Origin of the sequence: Micromonospora alfalfae (assembly GCF_022230925.1) — a bacterium.
Lineage (GTDB): Bacteria > Actinomycetota > Actinomycetes > Mycobacteriales > Micromonosporaceae > Micromonospora > Micromonospora alfalfae.
Window position 1 is genome coordinate 71,615 of the sequence record NZ_JAKKFH010000026.1, and the last position, 19,117, is coordinate 90,731.

10 protein-coding genes and 1 pseudogene are annotated in these 19,117 nt (G+C 70.1%); 6 read left to right on the forward strand and 5 right to left on the reverse strand.

The window, feature by feature from the left end; genetic code table 11:
• Positions 1-64 precede the first annotated feature (64 nt).
• From MED01_RS22220 to MED01_RS22230, 3 genes are all read left to right on the forward strand, one after another.
• The gene (locus MED01_RS22220; RefSeq protein ID WP_238670490.1) at positions 65-1,723 is read left to right on the forward strand and encodes a sodium:solute symporter family protein; all 1,659 of its coding nucleotides are present in this window, start codon (positions 65-67) and stop codon (positions 1,721-1,723) included.
• Between the two features lie 16 nt (positions 1,724-1,739).
• Positions 1,740-2,048 carry a hypothetical protein gene (locus MED01_RS22225; RefSeq protein ID WP_238670491.1) on the forward strand — a complete coding sequence of 103 codons (309 nt, stop codon included), beginning with the start codon at positions 1,740-1,742 and terminating at the stop codon, positions 2,046-2,048.
• Between the two features lie 120 nt (positions 2,049-2,168).
• Positions 2,169-2,555 (forward strand): hypothetical protein, encoded by a 387-nt coding sequence (locus MED01_RS22230; protein ID WP_238670492.1) that lies wholly within the window; start codon positions 2,169-2,171, stop codon positions 2,553-2,555.
• A 120-nt stretch (positions 2,556-2,675) separates the two neighbouring features.
• Here MED01_RS22230 and MED01_RS22235 read toward each other — a convergent pair whose 3' ends face one another.
• Positions 2,676-4,463: a glycoside hydrolase family 6 protein gene (locus MED01_RS22235; protein WP_238670494.1), complete on the reverse strand. Its 1,788-nt coding sequence runs from the start codon at positions 4,461-4,463 to the stop codon at positions 2,676-2,678.
• A 602-nt stretch (positions 4,464-5,065) separates the two neighbouring features.
• On the opposite strand from MED01_RS22235, the gene MED01_RS22240 reads away from it, so the two are divergent.
• Positions 5,066-6,268, forward strand: coding sequence for a putative sodium/potassium/calcium exchanger (locus tag MED01_RS22240; RefSeq protein ID WP_238670495.1), 1,203 nt, complete (start codon positions 5,066-5,068; stop codon positions 6,266-6,268).
• 1 nt (position 6,269) lies between these two features.
• Positions 6,270-6,968, forward strand: coding sequence for a class F sortase (locus MED01_RS22245; protein WP_238670496.1), 699 nt, complete (start codon positions 6,270-6,272; stop codon positions 6,966-6,968).
• 76 nt (positions 6,969-7,044) lie between these two features.
• On the opposite strand, the gene MED01_RS22250 is transcribed toward MED01_RS22245, so the two are convergent.
• On the reverse strand, positions 7,045-12,126 hold the full coding sequence (locus tag MED01_RS22250) for an NAD-glutamate dehydrogenase (RefSeq protein WP_238670497.1): 5,082 nt from the start codon (positions 12,124-12,126) through the stop codon (positions 7,045-7,047).
• Positions 12,127-12,415: 289 nt separating this feature from the next.
• Here MED01_RS22250 and MED01_RS22255 point away from each other — a divergent pair, with 289 nt between their 5' ends.
• Positions 12,416-14,380, forward strand: coding sequence for a penicillin-binding transpeptidase domain-containing protein (locus tag MED01_RS22255; RefSeq protein ID WP_238670498.1), 1,965 nt, complete (start codon positions 12,416-12,418; stop codon positions 14,378-14,380).
• A 583-nt stretch (positions 14,381-14,963) separates the two neighbouring features.
• On the opposite strand, the pseudogene MED01_RS22260 reads toward MED01_RS22255, so the two are convergent.
• From MED01_RS22260 to icmA, 3 genes and pseudogenes are all read right to left on the reverse strand, one after another.
• Positions 14,964-16,128: pseudogene (locus tag MED01_RS22260) on the reverse strand (arginase family protein); the annotation flags it as partial.
• Between the two features lie 69 nt (positions 16,129-16,197).
• A complete protein-coding gene (locus MED01_RS22265) occupies positions 16,198-17,121 on the reverse strand; it encodes a tetratricopeptide repeat protein (protein ID WP_238670500.1) in 924 nt (307 codons plus the stop codon).
• Between the two features lie 195 nt (positions 17,122-17,316).
• Complete coding sequence (gene icmA, locus MED01_RS22270) at positions 17,317-19,005, reverse strand: coenzyme B12-dependent isobutyryl-CoA mutase large subunit (protein ID WP_238670501.1); 1,689 nt, start codon at positions 19,003-19,005, stop codon at positions 17,317-17,319.
• Positions 19,006-19,117: the final 112 nt, after the last annotated feature.

Below are 19,117 nucleotides of genomic sequence, written 5' to 3' on the forward strand. Positions count from 1 at the left end.
GCAGACGGGGTAATAGGGCGCGCGCGAACCAACCAGCGTGGACGTCGGGACGAGGGGTGACGGGATGGACGGCGACGGTCTTCGGCTCAACATGAACGGCCTGGACTACCTGATCCTGGCGCTGTACTTCGTCACGGTCCTCGGGGTCGGCTTCGCCGCGCGTCGGGCCATCCGGACCAGCGTCGACTTCTTCCTCTCCGGCCGCTCCCTGCCGGCCTGGGTGACCGGTCTCGCCTTCGTCTCGGCGAACCTGGGCGCGTTGGAGATCATCGGAATGGCCGCCAACGGGGCCCAGTACGGCGTCATGACGGTCCACTACTACTGGATCGGCGCGGTCCCGGCGATGGTCTTCCTGGGCATCGTGATGATGCCCTTCTACTACGGCTCCAAGGTCCGCAGCGTGCCGGAGTACCTGCGGCTGCGGTTCAACCGCCCCACCCACCTGCTCAACGCGATCAGCTTCGCCGTAGCCCAGGTGCTGATCGCCGGCGTGAACCTGTACGCGCTGGCCCTCGTCATGCAGGCGCTGCTCGGCTGGCCGCTCTGGACGGCGATCGTGGTCGGCGCGGCGATCGTGCTGGCGTACATCACCATCGGCGGCCTGTCCGGGGCGATCTACAACGAGGTGCTCCAGTTCTTCGTCATTCTGGCCGGCCTCATCCCGGTCACGGTGATCGGCCTGGTCAAGGTCGGCGGGTGGAACGGCCTGATGGACGCGGTCGGCGACACCAAACTCGGCGAGGCCGGGCTGCACGCCTGGCAGGACACCGGCAGCACCGCGAACCCGCTGGGCGCGCACTGGATCGGCATCGTCTTCGGCCTCGGCTTCGTGCTGTCGTTCGGCTACTGGACGACGAACTTCGCCGAGGTGCAGCGGGCCCTCTCGGCCAAGAACATGAGCGCCGCCCGGCGTACGCCGATCATCGCCGCGTACCCGAAGCTGTTCATCCCCCTGGTCACCGTCATCCCTGGCCTGGTGGCCCTGGTCACCGTGAAGGGCCTCGGCGCGGAGAGCGGCGACCTGCAGTACAACAACGCCATCCCGCTGCTGATGCGCGACCTGCTCCCCAACGGCGTGCTCGGGGTGGCGGTCACCGGCCTGCTCGCCTCGTTCATGGCCGGCATGGCGGCCAACGTGAGCGGCTTCAACACCGTCTTCACCTACGACATCTGGCAGGCGTACATCCGCCGTGACCGGTCGGACGAGTACTACCTGCGAGTCGGCCGGTGGGCGACTGTCGCCGCCGTGGTGATCGGGATCGGCACCGCGTTCATCGCGGCCGGGTTCAGCAACATCATGAACTACATCCAGGCGCTCTTCTCCGTCTTCAACGCGCCGCTGTTCGCCACCTTCATCATCGGCATGTTCTGGAAGCGGATGAGCGCGCTGGCCGGCTTCTGGTCGCTGCTGCTGGGCACCCTGGTGTCGCTGAGCCTCTACCTGCTCTACAAGGGCGGGGTGATCGATTTCAACTCCGACCTGGAGGAGAGCTTCTGGGGCGCCGGTCTGGCGTTCGTCACGGCGGTGGTGGTCGCCGCGATCGTCACTCCACTCACCTCGCCCAAGCGGGACGAGGAGTTGCGCGGGTTGGTGTACGGCATGGGCGGCGTCGACCTGAAGGGCGACGTGCTCGCCGGGGACGCCGCCTGGTACCGCTCCCCGGTGCTGCTCGGTCTGATCGCGGTCGCGCTGGCCGCCCTGTTCTACATCCCGGTCTTCTAAGGAAAGGGGTCGGCAGATGAGCAACGATGGCCAGCCGGCACAGGACCCGCTGATCGACGAGGCGCAGGCAGAGCAGCGGCGCTCCGCCGCGGCCCGGCTGTTCGACATCCGCCGGGTGATCGGTGGCCTCTTCGTCGCGTACGGGGTCATCGTGACGCTGATCGGCATCTTCGACAGCCGGGCCGAGATCGACAAGGCCGAGGGCGTACGGATCAACCTGTGGGCCGGGCTGGCGATGCTCGTGTTCGGGCTGCTCATGCTGCTCTGGCAGTGGTGGCGCCCAGCGGAAGCCCCGGCCCCGAACGAGCAGCAGCCCGACGCCTGACCGCCTGACCGCACGGCATGAGCACGGCCCGGCCCGACCGCCGGGCGGTGCGGCATGAGCGCGGCACGAAGGGGTACGTGGGGGAAATCAGGCACCGTGTCGGACACAGGAGGCAGCACCATGACCGATCGTGATCGCCAACCGCCGCTGGAGGACAGCCCCGAGGTGGCCTCGGCGGTGGACGATGACGCCACCGTGCCGCAGCTGCGGACCGGAGGTGGCCCGGACCGGGACACTCCGGGCTTCGCCGAACCCCGCAGCCGACCGGACGACCTCGCACCCGACACCGACGAACTGATCGGCGATCCGTACGCCGCCGGCACCGGGGCGACCGGGACGGGCACCGGCGCTGGCGGGGACAACATCCGCACCGGTGGCGAGCAGCAGTGGGAGCCGGAGGACCTGGTGATGGCCCGCGGGCAGGATCTGACACCGGAAAACCTGGAGAAGGCCCGCCGTGACCTGGCCGAGCAGGGCCGGGCGGCGATCGAACGCACAGTGCCCTGATCGGGGCAAGGGGGGGTCCCCGGCCCGACCTGTGACGGTCGAGCCGGGGACCCGGGGGGAACCTGCTGCCAACAGTGCCTCACCAACCACTGGCAGCGGGTTGGTGCGTGGGCTACCCGATCAGAGCGCCGGGTAGGCGTTGCGCATGAGCTCCTGGAACTGGGCGGAGAACCAGGCACCGGAGATCGGTGCGTTGGCCAGCGCTCCGGACGGGTTGTTGCCGTTGCGGGCGTTGCCGCCGTACGTCGGGTCGCACATCCGGTCGAAGCCCTTGCCCTCGTTGTTCGGGATCTCCTTGCTGGAGCCGTCCGACTCACCCGGCGGCTTCACCCAGACGTAGGCGTCGATACCCGTGGCCGGGTTCGCCCGCGGCCGCTCGCCGAGACCGGCACCGGCCTGGTTGCACCAGTTGCCGAGGTGGGCCCGGCGGTCGATGCGGCCTCCGTTGACGTACGTGTCCACGCTGGTCGTCGCGCCCGGGCCGGTGGGCCGGGCGGAGCCGCCCCAACCGTTGCGGGACGTGTCGATCAGCATGCCGATGTTGGAGTTGAAGCCCACCGAGACCAGCTGGTTGCGGAACGCCTGGGCGAAGGACAACTCGTCGACGTAGAAGTTCCAGTCGACCCACTTGGACTGCCGCACCGTCTGGCCGTTCACGTTGTCGGTGACCTTGAAGTACGGCTCCTGCAGCGCCGAGTAGTTCGCGGTGTTGGTGATGAACCCGTGCACGTTGTTGACAGTGCTACCGGAGGCGACCGCGGCGGTCTTCAGGATGTTGGAGGTCGGGACGAAGTTGGAGTCCCAACCGAGCCAGCCGTGGTGACCGGCGTCGATGTAGTTGTAGACGTTGCCGATCGCGCCCAGCTTGGCGAGGGCGTAGCCGACACCGTTGACGTACGCGCCGTTGGCCTTGACCGTGTCGCACATGACCGTGCCGCCGGCCTGATCGGACGTGTTGGTGACCAGGTTCGGCAGGGAGTCGATCTCGATGATGTTGACGATCCGCAGGCTGCTGTACTTCGACTCACCCTGGATCGCGGCGATCGGGTCGATGTACTGGGACTTGTACTTCGGCAGTTCGTCCGGGCCCAGCTCACCGTTGGAGGCGAGCGCCGAGCAGTCCCGGCCGGGCAGGTTGTAGATCACGAACTGGATGTAACCGGCGCCCTGGCGCAGCGCCTCGTCCAGGTGGTCCCGCACCCCGAAGGCGCCGTTGGAGCTGCTGTCCGGCGTGCCGTTGATCGCGGCGATCCGGTCCAGCCAGACGGCGGTGGGGTTGTTGGAGACCCGGCTTCCGCCGGCCTCGGCGTCCGCCTTGGCCTTCCACTCCGGGTTCACGTACCCGCGCACCCCGGCGTACGGGTTGTCGACCTTGACGCCGGGAGGCGGCGTGGTCGGCGGATCCGTCGGCGGATCGGTCGGCGGGTCGGTCGGCGGATCCGTCGGAGGATCGGTCGGCGGGTTAGTCGGCGGCGTGGTACCACCGTTGCAGACCACACCGTTCAGGGTGAACGAGGTCGGCTTCGGGTTGCTGCCGCTCCACGCGCCGTTGAAGCCGATGCTCGTCGACGCGCCGGTGGCCAGGGTGCCGTTGTAGGACATGCTCCGGGCGGTGACCTGGCTGCCGGACTGGGTGAACGTGGCCGACCAGCCCTGCTGCACCCGCTGGCTGGAGTTGGCGAAGGTCCAGCCCAGCGTCCAGCCGTTCAGCGGGTCGCCGACGTTCTTGATGGTGACGCTCGCGGTGAAACCGCCGGGCCAGTCGTTGCTCGTGTACGCGATGTCGCACTGCGTCGCGGCCTGCGCCGCGGTAACCGGAATCGTTACGAGCCCACCGGCGACCAGGGCACCCGCGCCGGCGAGCGCGAGGGCCCGGCGTGGGCCGGTTAGCCTTCTCCACACATTCATGCCACTGATCTCCTTGGGCGAGACCGGGCCCAGGTACGGCCCGGCGGGACGGCCCGATGGGCGTCCTGCACGGACGGCCGTCGGCGCCAACGGGATTCTTTGGGGGGCGCCCGACCCGGACGGGCGATGGTGGTGGTGTTGCCCGGCCGATGCGTCGGCCGGTCGATCGGCGGCGGGTGCGTCGCCCGGTGAAACCGGGTGCCCTCGACTCCCCTGCCTGCACGGTGTGGCTCTCTGAACCGCGTTCGCCGATTCTTGCATGGGAGCGCTTCCATGGCAATGGCTCGATGCGTCGCCGGGAGTCGTTTCGGACGATACCTCCGAGTGCGCCCGACCGGCACGGGCCGCTCGGAGCCGCCGCTACCGGATGACCGGGGCAGGCCGGGCACGGGCAGCGCGGAACACCGTGCCCCACCCACAGGCGCCCGGGAGACCTGACACGGCACTCAGCGCAGCGAAAGCCGCGTACCACCCCTTCACCTCTTACCTGGATCAAAGGTAAAACGCGAATCTTTCACTTCATAAGTCATGAAACGGTCTAACGTCGGTCTTAGCTCGGTTGTCGCCGAGCTCAGGACAACAGGGATGGAGTGACGCAGGTCATGGCTAAGAAGATGCTCGGGAAGGTCGTTGCGGGCGCCGCGCTCGGCGGCGCGTCGCTCCTGGTGTTCGCACCGGGGATCGCGTTCGCCGACGGCCACGACGACGGCAAGGTCTACGCCAAGCCGCACGTCGTCAAGGCTGGCGACGAGGTCAAGCTCCTCGAGATCTGCCCGGATCGGCAGGAGCACGCGTACGTGTGGTCCAAGGTCACCGGCAAGGTCAAGCTCAAGCCGGCGCACGAAGAACGGGGCGAGGACCGCGAGTGGCGCGAGGAGGAGAACTCCTCCGACCACGACAAGGGCAAGGACGAGAACGGCAAGGACGAGAACGGCAAGGACCACGAAGGCAAGGACGAGAACGGCAAGGACGACAAGGGCAAGGACCACGAAGGCAAGGACGAGAACGGCAAGGACGAGAACGGCAAGGACGACAAGGGCAAGGACGAGCACAAGGACGAGAACGGCAAGGGTGGCCAGGGTGGCGGCGCTGCCGCCGACGCCTACGGCGACGAGGACAGCAAGGACTGGAAGGGCGAGGAGCACGGCCAGGACGCCGAAGAAGGCCGTGACAAGAAGGACTGGGAGTCCAAGGACGAAGACAAGAAGGACTGGGAGTCCAAGGACGAGCACGGCTCGGAGTACGGCTCCGACAAGGGCTGGGAAAACAAGGACGAGCACGGCTCCGAGTACGGCTCGGACGAGCACGGCGGCTACGGCAAGGACGAGCGCGGCTCGGACGAGCACGGCTCCGAGTACGGCTCCGACAAGGGCTGGGAAAACAAGGACGAGCACGGCTCCGAGTACGGCTCGGACGAGCACGGCGGCTACGGCAAGGACGAGCGCGGCTCGGACGAGCGCGGCGGCTACGGCAAGGACGAGCGCGGCTCGGACGAGCACGGCGGCTACGGCAAGGACGAGCGCGGCTCCGACGAGCGCGACTGGGACAAGGAGCGGGAGTTCGTCTACTACGGCGAAGCCAAGGTGGACAAGGACGCCAAGCCGGGTCGCTACGAGCTCAAGGGCTCCTGCGGCGAGGGCGAGCTCGTCGTGCTGCCGCACGGCGGTGTCGACGGTGGTGACGGTGGCGTCAGCACCGGTACCGACCGGGGTCTGGCCACCGGCGGGGCGGGTCTGCTCGGCGCTGCCGCGCTGGGCGGGATCGTGCTGATGCGTCGTCGGCGGACCGATGGTTCGCTCGTCTGACGTGACGACGACACCGGCCGGCGGCCGTCGCGGGAGACCGTGGCGTGCCGCCGGCACGGCCGTCGTCGTCACCATGGCCATGATCGGCGCCGGCATGATCGGCGCCTCCCTGAAAACCACGCCCACTCCCCGACCGCCGCAGCCGCTGGCCCAGGCCGGCCCCGAGGCGACCGGGCCGGCGAGCACCGCCGACGATGCCCCTCCAGTGGACGGGCAGCCGGTCGGTCAGGCGGCGGCCGGGTTGGCCCGTTCGGCACCGACCAGCATCGAGATCCCCCGGATCGGCGTCGACGCGACGATCATGTCGTTGGGCACCAACCCGGACGGCACGGTCCAGGTCCCTCCGCTGGAGAAGGCCGACCAGGCCGGGTGGTACGAACCAGGAGCGAGCCCCGGCGAGACGGGCAACGCGGTCATCGTCGGGCACGTGGACTCGGCGGTGCTCGGCCCGGCTGTCTTCTTCGACCTCGGCGCTCTCACCCCCGGCGACACCGTCACAGTGCGCCGCGCCGACGGGGTGCCGGCCACCTTCACTGTCGACTCGGTGAAGTCGTACCCGAAGACGGCCTTCCCCACCGAGCTGGTCTACGGACCGAGTGACCGGCCGAGCCTGCGGGTGGTCACCTGCGGCGGTCAGTTCGATCAGGCCGCGAAGAGCTACCCGGACAACATCGTCGTCTTCGCCACCCTGGCGGCCTGACCGGCGGCGAAACGAAACGCGGTCCGGCCGGTCGGGGTGACCCGACCGGCCGGACCGCATCCGGCGTACCTCTGACTCAGGCGGCCGCGGAGGTCCGCACCAGGGTGCGGATCTGGCGCAGCAGCACCGACAGGGCGGCGAGATCCGCCCGCGACTCGTCGAACTCACCCATCGCCCGCCGGGCCCTGTGGATCGATGTGGCGTTCGACTGCTCCCACTGCTGCACCCGCTCGTGCGGCGGCAGGTCGCCCGGGGTGGAGTCGAGTACCTCCGCGGTGAGCGCGGCCAGCGCGGCGTACAGGTCGTACCGCAGCGCCATCCGGGCCAGCGTCTGCCAGCGGTCCTCCCGCGGCAGCAGGGAGATCTTCGACAGCAGCGAGTCCACCCGGAACAGGTCCGACAGCACGAAGTAGACCGAGGCCACCTCGCTGACGTCCCGCCCACTGGCGTTCGCGGTCTCCACCACGTCCATCAGACCGAAGCTGTACATCAGCCGGGTGGCTCGCTCCGCCAGCTCGCGGGGCAGCCCACGTTCGGTCATCGAGTCCATGTGCGCGGCGATGCCCTGGCGCTCGTTGCCGTAGAACAGCTCCTCCAGCCCTGGCAGCAGCCGGGTGACCCCGTCGCGCAGCCGGGCGATCTCGGCCGGCACGTCGATCGGCGAACGCCGGTTGGAGACCAGCCACCGCACCGCCCGGTCGAGCAGCCGACGAGTGTCCAGGTAGACGCTGGTCTGCAGCTCCGGCGCCACCTTGTTGTCCAGCGCCTCGACCTCGTCCCACAGGTCGCGCAGGCCGAACACCTCGCTGACCACCACGTACGCCCGGATCACGTCGGCCGCGCTGGCCGCCGTCTCCTCGACCACCCGGAAGATGAACGAGATGCCACCCCGGTTGATCGCCTCGTTGACCAGCACTGTGGTGACGATGTCGCGGCGCAGGCGGTGCCGGCCCATCCGGTCGGCGAACCGCTCACGCATCGGCGTCGGGAAGTAGTTGACCAGGACGTCGGTCGTCCACTCCTCGTCGGCCAACCCCTCGGTGAGGATCTCCCGCTCCAGGACGATCTTCACGTACGCGAGCAGCACGGCGAACTCCGGCGCGGTCAGCCCGGACTCGCTGCGGACCGCCAGTTCCTCGTCCGGCGGCAGCGCCTCCAACGCGCGGTCCAACCCGCCCGAACGCTCCAGCTCGTTGATCATCCGACGGTGCACCGGGAGCAGCGAGGCGGCCTGGGCCTGGGCGTTGTTGATCGCCCGAGCCTGGTCGTAGTTGTCCCGCAGCACCAGCTCCGCGACCTCGTTGGTCATCCCGGCCAGCAGCTCGTCCCGGTCGTCCGTGGTCAGCTCACCGTCGGCCACCGCCGTGTTGAGCAGGATCTTGATGTTCACCTCGTGGTCGGAGGTGTCCACCCCGGCCGCGTTGTCGATGAAGTCCGTGTAGATCCGGCCACCTGTCAACGCGTACTCGATCCGGCCGAGCTGGGTCCAGCCCAGGTTGCCGCCCTCGCCCGCCACCCGGCAGCGCAGGTTGCGCCCGTCCACCCGGATCGCGTCGTTGGACTTGTCGCCCACCTCGGCGTTGGTCTGGGTGGAGGCCTTGACGTAGGTGCCGATGCCGCCGTTCCAGAACAGGTCCACCGGGGCGGTGACGATCGCCTTCATCAGGTCCTGCGGCGACAACTGCGTCACGTCGTCGTCCAGGCCGATCGCCGCCCGCACCTGCGGCGTGATCGGGATGGACTTCGCGGTACGCGGGAAGATGCCGCCACCTGCCGAGATCAGCTCCGGGTTGTAGTCCTCCCAGGAGGAGCGGGGCAGGTCGAACAGCCGTCGACGCTCCGCGTACGAGGTGGCGGCGTCCGGCTCCGGGTCGAGGAAGATGTGCCGGTGGTCGAAGGCGGCCACCAGCCGGATGTGCTCGGAGAGCAGCATCCCGTTGCCGAACACGTCGCCGGACATGTCGCCGACGCCGACCACTGTGAAGTCCTGGGTCTGGGTGTCCAGGCCCAGCTCACGGAAGTGCCGCTTGACCGACTCCCAGGCGCCCCGGGCGGTGATGCCCATCTTCTTGTGGTCGTAGCCCGCGGATCCGCCGGACGCGAACGCGTCGCCCATCCAGAAGTTGTGGGCCTTGGAGATCTCGTTGGCGATGTCGGAGAACGTCGCGGTGCCCTTGTCGGCCGCCACGACCAGGTACGGGTCGTCGCCGTCGTGCCGGACCACGTCCTCGGGTGGCACGATCTGCCCGCTGACGATGTTGTCGGTGACGTCCAGCATCGCGCCGACGAACTCCTGGTAGCAGGCGACCGCCTCGTCCCGGTCGCCCGGCTTCTGCTTCAACACGAAGCCGCCCTTGGCGCCGACCGGCACGATCACCGTGTTCTTCACCATCTGCGCCTTGACCAGGCCCAGCACCTCGGTGCGGAAGTCCTCCCGACGGTCGGACCACCGCAACCCGCCCCGGGCCACCGGCCCGAACCGCAGGTGCACACCCTCGAAGCGCGGCGAGTAGACGAAGATCTCGAACTTCGGTCGCGGCGCGGGCAGGTCCGGAATGGCCTGCGGGTCGAGCTTGAACGCCACGTACGCCTTCGGCCGCCCGTCGGCGCGCTTCTGGTAGAAGCTGGTCCGCAGGGTCGCCTCGATCAGCGTCAGGTATGAGCGCAGGATCCGGTCCTGGTCGAGGCTCGCCACGTCGTCCAGCGCGCCCCGGATCGTCTCCACCAGCTCACCGCTGCGCTGCTGCCGCTGCTCGGTGCTCAACTCGCCCGGCGCGAACCGGGTCTCGAAGAGCTCCACCAGCAGGGCGGCGAGCTTCGGGTACGCGATGAAGGTCTGCTCCATGTAGTCCTGCGAGAAGACCGTGCCGGCCTGCCGCAGGTACTTCGCGTACGCCCGCAGCACCACCACCTGCCGCCAGGTCAGCCCGCCGCGCAGCACCAGCTCGTTGAACCGGTCCACCTCGGCCTCGCCGCGCCAGGCAGCCGCGAAGGCGTTCTCCACGTGCGGGCGCACCTCGGCCAGCTCGTGATGCCCCTCGGGCAGCATGAGGCCGAAGTCGTACAGGTAGACCCGACCGTCGATCCGGTCCACCTCGTACGGGTGCTCGTCGACCACCCGTACGCCGAGCGAGTGCAGCACCGGCAGCACCGCGGAGAGCATCATCGGCTCGCCGTAGCGGTAGACCTTGAACCGGACGTCCATCGCCTCGGCCAGGTCGGCGCCCGGCACCCGGGTGCCCGGCCGGGGCGCCAACTGCTTGCGGAACAGGTGCATCTCCAGCTGGCCGGGCTCCTCCAGCAGCTCCAGCTTCGCCAGGTCCTTCATCGCCTCGTACGGCGTGTGCCCGTCCTTGTAGCCCTCCGGGAACGCGTCGGCGTACCTGGTGAACAGGTGCTTGGCCTGCTCGTCGCCGAGCTTGCGCTCCAGCACCAACCGGTAGTCGTCGTCCCACAGTCGGGTGGCGTCGGCCAACTCCTCGGCGAGCAGGTCGGCGTCGATGTCGCCGGGTGGCCGCGTCGGGTCGGTACGGACGATGAAGTGCACCCGAGCCAGCATCGACTCGGTGACCCGGGTCGTGTAGTCCACCCCGACACCGTTCAGCTCACGCAGCAGGATGTCCTGCATGCGCAGCCGGTTCTGGGTGGTGAACCGGTCCCGGGGCAGGTAGATCAGGCAGGAGATGAACCGCCCGTACGCGTCTCGACGCAGGAAGACCCGCAGCTGCCGGCGGCCGGCCATCCGCAGCACTCCGACCACCGCGTGGTACAGGTCGTCGGTCTTGATCTGGAACAGCTCGTCGCGCGGGTAGGTCTCCAGGATCTGGATCAGATCCTTGCCCGAGTGGCTGCGCCGGCTCAGGCCGGAGCGGTCCAGCACCTCGGCCACCTTGCGGCGTACCACCGGCAGCTCGCGGACGCTGGTCCGGTAGGCGGCCGTCGAGAACAGGCCCAGGAAGCGCCGCTCACCGATCACGTCACCGGCGGAGTTGAAGATCTTGAAGCCGATGTAGTCCAGGTACGCCGAGCGGTGCACTGTGGCCCGGGAGTTCGCCTTGGTAATGATCAGCAGGCGCTTCTCCAGCACCTTCTCGTGCGCCTCGGGCGTCATCGAGGACAGCGACCGCGCATCCGGCGAATCGGAGCGCAGAATGCCCAGACCGGTGCCGAGCACCGCCTCCAACGCCTTGCCGTCGACCGGGTCGGCGGCGTCGCCGCCGTCGGCGTCCACCAACCGGTACTCGCGGTAGCCGAGGAAGGTGAAGTGGTCCTGGGCGAGCCACCGCAGCAGCTCCACCGAGTCGGTGATGTCCTTTTCCGGCACGGGTGGGCGGTTGTCGGAGGTACGGGCGGACGCCAGCTCGTCGGCGAGCGCGAGGGCACGCTGACGCATCTTCGGCCAGTCCTCCACCGCCTCCCGCACGTCGGTGAGCACCCGCTGCAACTCGCGGCGCAACCGGTCCCGTTCGGCCGCGTCCCGGACGGGGTCGATCTCGACCCGCATCCAGCTCTCGATGATGTCGCCGGCGATCGCGTCGTCCGGTTCCACATCAGCGGAGACCTCGGTGAGCCGACCCAGCGGCTCCCGCCGCACCACCACCAGCGGGTGCACCAGCAGGTGCACGTCGAGGTGGTACGAGTTGAGCAGCGCCGTCACCGAGTCGACCAGGAACGGCATGTCGTCAGTGACGATCTCGACGACCGTGTGGTGCTGGTCGGCGTGCGGTTCGTGGATCCGCAGCTTCAACTCGCCTGGCACCCGCTGCTGGGCGAGATCCCGGTGTGCCCGGGCCGCGTCGAGCATTTCTTCCGCCGTGAAGCCGACCAGCTCCTCGTCCGGGGCGAACCGCCAGAAACGGCCGACAAGTGTCGCCGCGTCGTGGTCGTCCCCGGCGAGCGCGACGGCCTGAGCCACCAGGCGCTCCGCGTTGGGGACGGGTTCGTCGAGCTCGGCGTCCTCCACGTCGTCGGCCAGCGCCTCGGCTGGCAGACCCAGATCGTAGATGGTGTCGATGCTCGACCCGGTCAGCCCGGTGACTCCCGTGTCGAGTCGGCCGTAGCCGTCCCCGTCGGTCGCCGAATCGAAGCTGTCATCGTCCCGGCCGGAGTCATCCTGCCGGAGGTCGGGTTCCGGTTTGATCGCCGGACGCCGGTCCATCGGTGCCACTCCCCTCGACCCACCGCGTTGTGGGTCACTCTGCCGCCCAGCCTAGGCCCTGCCGTTGTGCGCCTTCGTCGGCGGACCACTGGCCAGACGTCCGGATCGGGACTTTGTCCTTTCACCCGTTGCGGGTCCGAGGTTGGCCGGCTCCGGGATACCCCGCCACGCGATGTTCATCACACGGGTACGGCCCGTCTTTGAGCGCGGCCGAGCACCTGGGGGACGTTGGGGACGACGTTCCCGTACTACCGTGCGAGGGCAGTCCGAGATCGGAAGGACCAGCTTCATGCCCTTGTCGTACCCCCGGCCCCACCGGCCGAACCCCGCCCACCGGCTCGCCGCCGCCGCCACCACGGCGCTGCTCGCGGCGGGTGTCCTGGTCGGTTGTTCCGGTGACGACGGGCCGCAACGCACCGTCGACGCCTTCCTCGCGGGTTGGCGCAGCGGCGACCTCCAGGCGGTCGGTCTGATCGACCCGCTCGGCTCGAAACTGCCGTCGGCCGACGTGGCTCGCGAGATCAAGGACCTCTCCGGTGAGCTGGCGGCCACCCCGCCCACGCTGACGCGTCGCGGCGAGCCGAAGATCACGAAGGACATCGCCACCACGACCGTCCAGATGGAGTGGACCCTGCCCGGTCAGACCCGCTGGGCGTACGACCGGGAGGTTCGGCTCGCCCACGGCGGCGACGACCAGTGGCAGGTGATCTGGGAGCCGAAGGTGGTGCACGAGCAGCTCACCAAGGGCGACCGGTTGGCGCTGCGTCGCGACCCCGGTGCCCGCGCCGCAGTGCTTGACAACGCCGGGAAGGCGCTGGTGACCCCACGCCCGGTGGTCCGGGTGGGTGTGCAGCCCAACGGGGTCACCGACATCAGGAAGCTCGTCAAGGACCTCGACGCGGCGTTCAAGGCCATCCGCCCGGCGCTGGTCCCCGGCGTCGACCTGGCCGACCTGCCCGACCGGGTGGCCAAGGCCGAGCCGGGCGCGTTCGTCGAGGTGGTGTCGCTCCGCGAGGAGGCGTACCGGCAGATCAAGCCCCGGATCTACGACCTGCCCGGCACCAAGTTCGTCTCCGACAAGATCGACCTGGCGCCCACCCGCGAGTTCGCCCGTGCGCTGCTCGGCAGTGTCGACCAGGCGCAGGCCGACGACCTCGCCGCACACCCCGACCGGTACGTCGTCGGCGATCTGGTCGGGCATGGCGGGCTACAGGGCCGCTACGACGAGCGACTGCGCGGCGGCCCCGGGCTGACGGTTGTGGTCGAGCGTCCGGCCGAGGGCGGCAAACTCGAACCCACCGGCGCCGAGCTGTTCCGCCGGGAGCCGCAGCCCGGGCAGGCGCTGAAGACCACGCTGGACGTCGCCGTCCAGAACGCGGCCGACGGGGCACTGCGCGCCGAGTCGCGCCGATCCGCACTGGTGGCGCTCCGCATCAGCGACGGCGCCGTGCTCGCCGCCGCGAACGGCCCCGGTCCGGCCGGGGAAAATCTGGCCTTCGACGCCCAGGTGCCTCCGGGCTCGACGTTCAAGATGGTCAGCACGCTGGGCCTGCTGGACCGGGGCGCGGTCACGCTGGACGGGCCGGTGGACTGCAAGAAGACCTTCACCGTGGACGGCCGGTCCTTCAAGAACTCGGACAACTTCGAGCTCGGCTCGGTGCCGTTCCGCACCGACTTCGCCAAGTCCTGCAACACGGCGTTCGCCGCGCTGGCCCCGAAGCTCGGCGGCGACGGGCTGGCCGCCGCCGGTCGCTCGCTGGGCCTGGAGGGTCAATGGGACCTCGGCACGGACGCCTTCACCGGCAAGGTCTCGACGGGCGGCAGCCTGGCCGAGCAGGCCGCCGCGTCGTTCGGGCAGGGCACCACGTTGGTCAGCCCGCTCGCCATGGCCGGCGCCACCGCCGCAGTGGCCCGCGGCCGCTTCGAGCAGCCAAAGCTGCTGATCGACCCGGCGCCGGCCAAGCCGGCCCCGGCAGGCGAGCAGCTCAAGCCGGAGTCCGTCGAGGCGCTGCGCACGATGATGCGCGAGGTGGTCACCGCCGGCACCGGCAGCGCGCTCAAGGACGTGCCGGGCGAGGTGTACGGCAAGACCGGCACCGCCGAGTACGACGACAACCCGGCGCACACCCACGCCTGGTTCGTCGGCTGGCGGGGTGACGTGGCGTTCGCCGTCTTCGTGGAGAAGGGCGGGGCCAGCACCGCCTCGGCCGTCCCGATTGCCGAGCGCTTCCTTCGCGCCCTCCCAACCCCCTGACCCACCGGCCTCGGCCTTCTGGCCTTGATCCACTCGGTTTCGGTGAAACTGGGGTGTCCAAGCCACCCGGACGCCCCGAATTCACTGATCCCGAGTGGATCAAGGCCGGATGCCCGAAGGCCGGATGCCCGAAGGCCGGATGCCCGAAGGCCGGGTGGCCGAAGGCCGGGTGGCCGAAGGCCGGGTGGCCGAGGGCCGGGTCAGGCGGTGTCGGCTTCGCGCCCTTCGGGCGGATTCTGGGTCGACGGGGAGATACGTCGGAGCAGACCGGGACCGGCCGACGCCGGCGGGCCGACCGGTTCGCGCTCGATCAGCGGCGCGATACCGGCCGCGACGCCCGACGGCTCGGGATGAGCTGGTCCGCCAGTGCTGGGCGATTCCGCCTCGGCCGGCACGCCGCGAGGCACCGCCCCTGGGGCGCCGACGCCAGCCGGCCCCAGCCCAGCGGGCCCGACGCCAGCAGACCCGAGCCCAGCGGGCCCGAGCGCGGCGGACCGGACCCCGGCGGTGTCGAGGTCAGCGGCGACATCAGGCTCCGCGACCCGCTCAACGCGGTCGAGCCCATCAGGCCCGGCCAGCCCGTCAAGGCCAACCAGCCCGTCGAGCCGCTCGACACGCTCGGCACGGTCGGGACGCTCGGCACGGTCGGGACGCTCGGCACGCTCGGCACGGTCGGGACGCTCGGCACGGTCGGGACGCTCGGCACGGTCGGGACGCTCGGCACGGTCGGGACGCACGGCACGGTCGGGACGCTCGGTGGCTGTCGCGGCCCGGCCGTTGCCGCGCCGCGGGGAGGGCGTCGGCCGTGCCGACAGCAGTCGGGGAGGCACGGCTTCCGGGGCGGTCACCGGCGCCAGACCGGCGACCACGGTGTTCACGATCTCGGCCGCGTACGAGCCGTCCGGGTCGTAGTCGGGGTCGAAGACGGTCAACTCCACGCCGAGGCAGTGCGGGGTGTCGACCAGGCCGGCGAGCAGGATCTCCAGCTCGGCGAAGGCGATTCCACCCGGGTCGGGGGCGTCCACGGCGGGCATCACCGCCGGGTCGAGCACGTCCACGTCGATGTGCACCCAGTAGCCCGCGCAGTCGGCGAGTTGCTCGTGCGCCCACTGGGCCGTCCGGGCGGCGCCTTCGGCGCGCAGCGCCGGCACCGGTCGGGTGGTGATTCCGGCGGCCTGGAGGTCGAGCCGGTATTCGTCCTGGGCCCGGATGCCGAGTACCACCACGTCGATGTCGCGGAAGTAGGGCCGCCGGCCCTCCAGCGCGGCCAGGTCGGCCTGCCCTCGCCCGGTGACCAGGGCCAGGTCCTCACCGGCGGCGGCACCGACGTAGGAGGCGTTGCCGGGGTGCCGAAAGTCGGAGTGCCCGTCGACGAAGACCAGCCCGATCCGCCCGCCGACGGCCTCGCCGAGGCGGTGCATTGCCAGGGCCGAGCCGAGGAGCACGGAGCAGTCGCCGCCGAGCACCACCGGGAACTCGCCCCGGTCGATGATCGAGCCGATGCGTTCGGCGAGGGCCAACGAGTAGTCGGCGATCTCCCGGGCGTGGCACACCCCGTCGCCGGGCCGCCAGTCGCCCGGGTCGTAGCGGGCGGGGGTGACGCAGCCGGCGTCGCGGGCGCGGAGCCGGGCCAGCAGGTCGTGGTCGCGCAGCGCCCCGGGCGCCTTGGCGCAACCCGGGACCGACGTGGGCGTCGGCGGCCGTAGACCGAGATTTGTCGGCGCGTCGAGGACGGCGATCCGGCGCATCGTGAGCTCCCGTCCTCGGTGGTCGGGCGGGCCGGCCGGAACGCCGGCCCGCGCTGGCGTGCTACGAACTCAGAACAGGGCGCTGGCCAGAGCCCGACGCGCCGAGGCGACGGCCGGATCGTCCGGGCCGGCAATGGAGAAGAGCGAGACCAGGTGCTGGCGAACCGTTTCACGGTCCTCACCGGCTGTGCGCCGGACCAGACCGACGAGCCGGGCGTACGCCTGCTCAGCCAGGCCGCTGAGCACCTCGATGTCGGCGGCCAGCAGTTGGGCGGCGACATCGTCGGGGGCGCTCTCGGCGGCGGCCAGCGCGGTGGACGGGTCGGCGCCGGCCACCCGGCGGGCCACTCCGACCTGGGCCAGCCCCGCCGTGGCCGCGGCGTCCGCCGGGGCGTCGGCGAGGATCTTCCGGTACGCCTGCTCGGCGGCGTCCAGATCGCCGCTCATCAGCGCGTCGTCCGCCTCGTCGAGGCGGGGGTCCTCCGGCTCGGCGACGGTCACGCCACCGGCCTTGAGTACGGCCTGGATCCACTGCCGCAGCTGAGCCTCGGGAACCACTCCGGAGAAGGCGTCGACCGGCTGGCCGCCGACGACCGCGTAGACCATGGGGATGCCCTGCACCCGGAACATCTGGGCGATTCGGGGATTTTCCTGCACGTCGACCCGGGCCAGCACCCAGGTGCCGCCGCCTTCGGCGTTCAGCCGCTCCAGGACCGGGGCGAACTCGTCGCTCTCCGGGAAGCCGGCCGCGCCGAAGAACACGACGACGGGCGTGGCCATCGAGCGTTCGAGCACGTCGGACTGGATGGTCGCCTCGGTGACGTCCACGATGGCGGTGTCACCGCCGGTGGTGGGCGCGCCGGGGGCGCCGTTGGACGGGCCGCCCTGCGGGGGCGTGCCGGGGCGGGTACTTGCTGGTGCGGGGCCACGCAGCGTGCTGAGGTCGACCGCGCCGCGGGTGAAGATCGACGAGGTGATCCGTGGGTCGCTCATGGTTACCTAGTCTCGCACGTGAGCCCGGATTCTCAGCTCACCCGCAACCCCGACGTTGCAACTCTCACGCCCCGCCCCCGACCCCCGCGATCTTGCACATTCTGTCGCCCGTACGCCGCATTTATGCCTTATGCCGGCGCAGAAACTGCAAGATCGACGGGGTGGGGGGCGCGGGGTGGGGGGCGCGGGGTGGGGTTAGAAGCGGGCTGGCTCTCGGTAGGTGCCCCACTCGGCGCGCAGGGCGTCGCAGATCTCGCCAAGGGTCGCCTCGGCGCGGACCGCGTCGAGCATGGCGGGGATCATGTTCTCGTCGGTACGGCTCGCCTCGACCATCCGGTGCACCGCCGCGCGTACCACGCCCTCGTCCCGCGCGCTCTTGCGCTCGGCGAGCACCCGGCGCTGCTCCAGCTCCACCTCGTGCGAGATGCGCAGGATCTCCAGCTCCTTTGCGACAGTGCCGGTGTGACAGTTGACCCCGACGATCTTCTTGTCGCCCTTTTCGAGGGCCTGCTGGTAGACGAAGGCCGACTCGGCGATGTGCCCGGTGAACCAGCCGTCCTCGATACCGCGCAGGATGCCCGAGGTCATCGGGCCGACCTGGTGTGGCCCGTCTCCGCCGAGCTGCCGGATCCGGGCGAAGATCTCCTCCGCCTCGGCCTCGATCTTGTCGGTCAGCGCCTCGACGTACCAGGAGCCGCCGAGCGGGTCGGCCACGTTGACCACACCGGTCTCCTCCATCAGCACCTGCTGGGTACGCAGGGCGATCTCGGCCGACTCGTCGGTGGGCAGCGCCAGGGTCTCGTCCAGCGCGTTGGTGTGCAGCGAGTTGGTGCCGCCGAGCACCGCCGCGAGAGCCTCGACGGCGGTGCGTACGACGTTGTTGACCGGCTGCTGCGCGGTCAGCGACACCCCGGCGGTCTGCGTGTGGAACCGTAGCCACAGGGCCTTCTCGCTGGTGGCGCCGTAGACGTCGCGCAGCCAGCGGGCCCAGATCCGGCGGGCGGCGCGGAACTTGGCGATCTCCTCGAAGAAGTCGAGGTGCGAGTCGAAGAAGAAGCTCAGCCCCGGCGCGAAGACGTTCACGTCGAGCCCACGTGAGAGACCCAGCTCGACGTAGCCGAAGCCGTCCGCCAGGGTGTACGCCAGCTCCTGCGCCGCTGTCGAGCCGGCCTCACGGATGTGGTAGCCGGAGACCGAGAGCGGCTTGTAGCGCGGGATCTCCCGGGCGCAGTACTCCATCAGGTCGCCGATCAGGCGCAGGTGCGGCTCCGGGTCGAAGAGCCACTCCTTCTGCGCGATGTACTCCTTGAAGATGTCGGTCTGCAGGGTGCCGTCCAGCTTGGACAGGTCGGCGCCCTGCCGCTCGGCGGCGACCAGGTACATGCAGAACACCGGCACGGCCGGGCCGGAGATGGTCATCGAGGTGGTGACGCCGGCCAGGTCGATGCCGTCGAAGAGCGCCTGCATGTCGGTGGCGGTGTCGATGGCCACGCCGCAGTGGCCGACCTCGCCGAGCGCCTGCGGGTCGTCCGAGTCGCGGCCCATCAGCGTCGGCATGTCGAACGCCACCGAGAGCCCGCCGCCACCGGCGCCGAGGATCATCTTGTAGCGCTCGTTGGTCTGCTGGGCGTTACCGAAGCCGGCGAACTGCCGGATCGTCCAGGTCCGACCGCGGTAGCCGGTCGGATACAAACCCCGGGTGTACGGATACTCGCCCGGCCAACCGATCCGTTCGAAGCCCGGATAGGTGGCCCCCTCCGGCGGCCCGTACACCGGCTCCACCGGCATGCCGGAGAGCGTGGTGAAGTCCGCGTCCCGCTTGCGCGCGGCGTCGTACCGGGCCTGCCAGCGCGCCCGTCCGGCGTCGATCTCGTCGGCGTCCATGAGCAGGGCTCCTCCTCGGGTCCTCGACTGCCCGTCGAGTGTAAGGCCCCTACCTGAACGATCGCTAAGTCACGTCCTACCGGCGAGTAACGGCAGACCCCGCGCCGATCAT

What these genes read in the sequence shown, in the direction of transcription:
- MED01_RS22220 (WP_238670490.1), top strand. Translation starts at nt 65, where the DNA reads ATGGACGGCGACGGTCTTCGGCTCAACATGAACGGCCTGGACTACCTG.
- MED01_RS22225 (WP_238670491.1), top strand. Translation starts at nt 1,740, where the DNA reads ATGAGCAACGATGGCCAGCCGGCACAGGACCCGCTGATCGACGAGGCG.
- MED01_RS22230 (WP_238670492.1), top strand. Translation starts at nt 2,169, where the DNA reads ATGACCGATCGTGATCGCCAACCGCCGCTGGAGGACAGCCCCGAGGTG.
- MED01_RS22235 (WP_238670494.1), bottom strand. Translation starts at nt 4,463, where the DNA reads ATGAATGTGTGGAGAAGGCTAACCGGCCCACGCCGGGCCCTCGCGCTC.
- MED01_RS22240 (WP_238670495.1), top strand. Translation starts at nt 5,066, where the DNA reads ATGGCTAAGAAGATGCTCGGGAAGGTCGTTGCGGGCGCCGCGCTCGGC.
- MED01_RS22250 (WP_238670497.1), bottom strand. Translation starts at nt 12,126, where the DNA reads ATGGACCGGCGTCCGGCGATCAAACCGGAACCCGACCTCCGGCAGGAT.
- MED01_RS22255 (WP_238670498.1), top strand. Translation starts at nt 12,416, where the DNA reads ATGCCCTTGTCGTACCCCCGGCCCCACCGGCCGAACCCCGCCCACCGG.
- MED01_RS22265 (WP_238670500.1), bottom strand. Translation starts at nt 17,121, where the DNA reads ATGAGCGACCCACGGATCACCTCGTCGATCTTCACCCGCGGCGCGGTC.
- icmA (WP_238670501.1), bottom strand. Translation starts at nt 19,005, where the DNA reads ATGGACGCCGACGAGATCGACGCCGGACGGGCGCGCTGGCAGGCCCGG.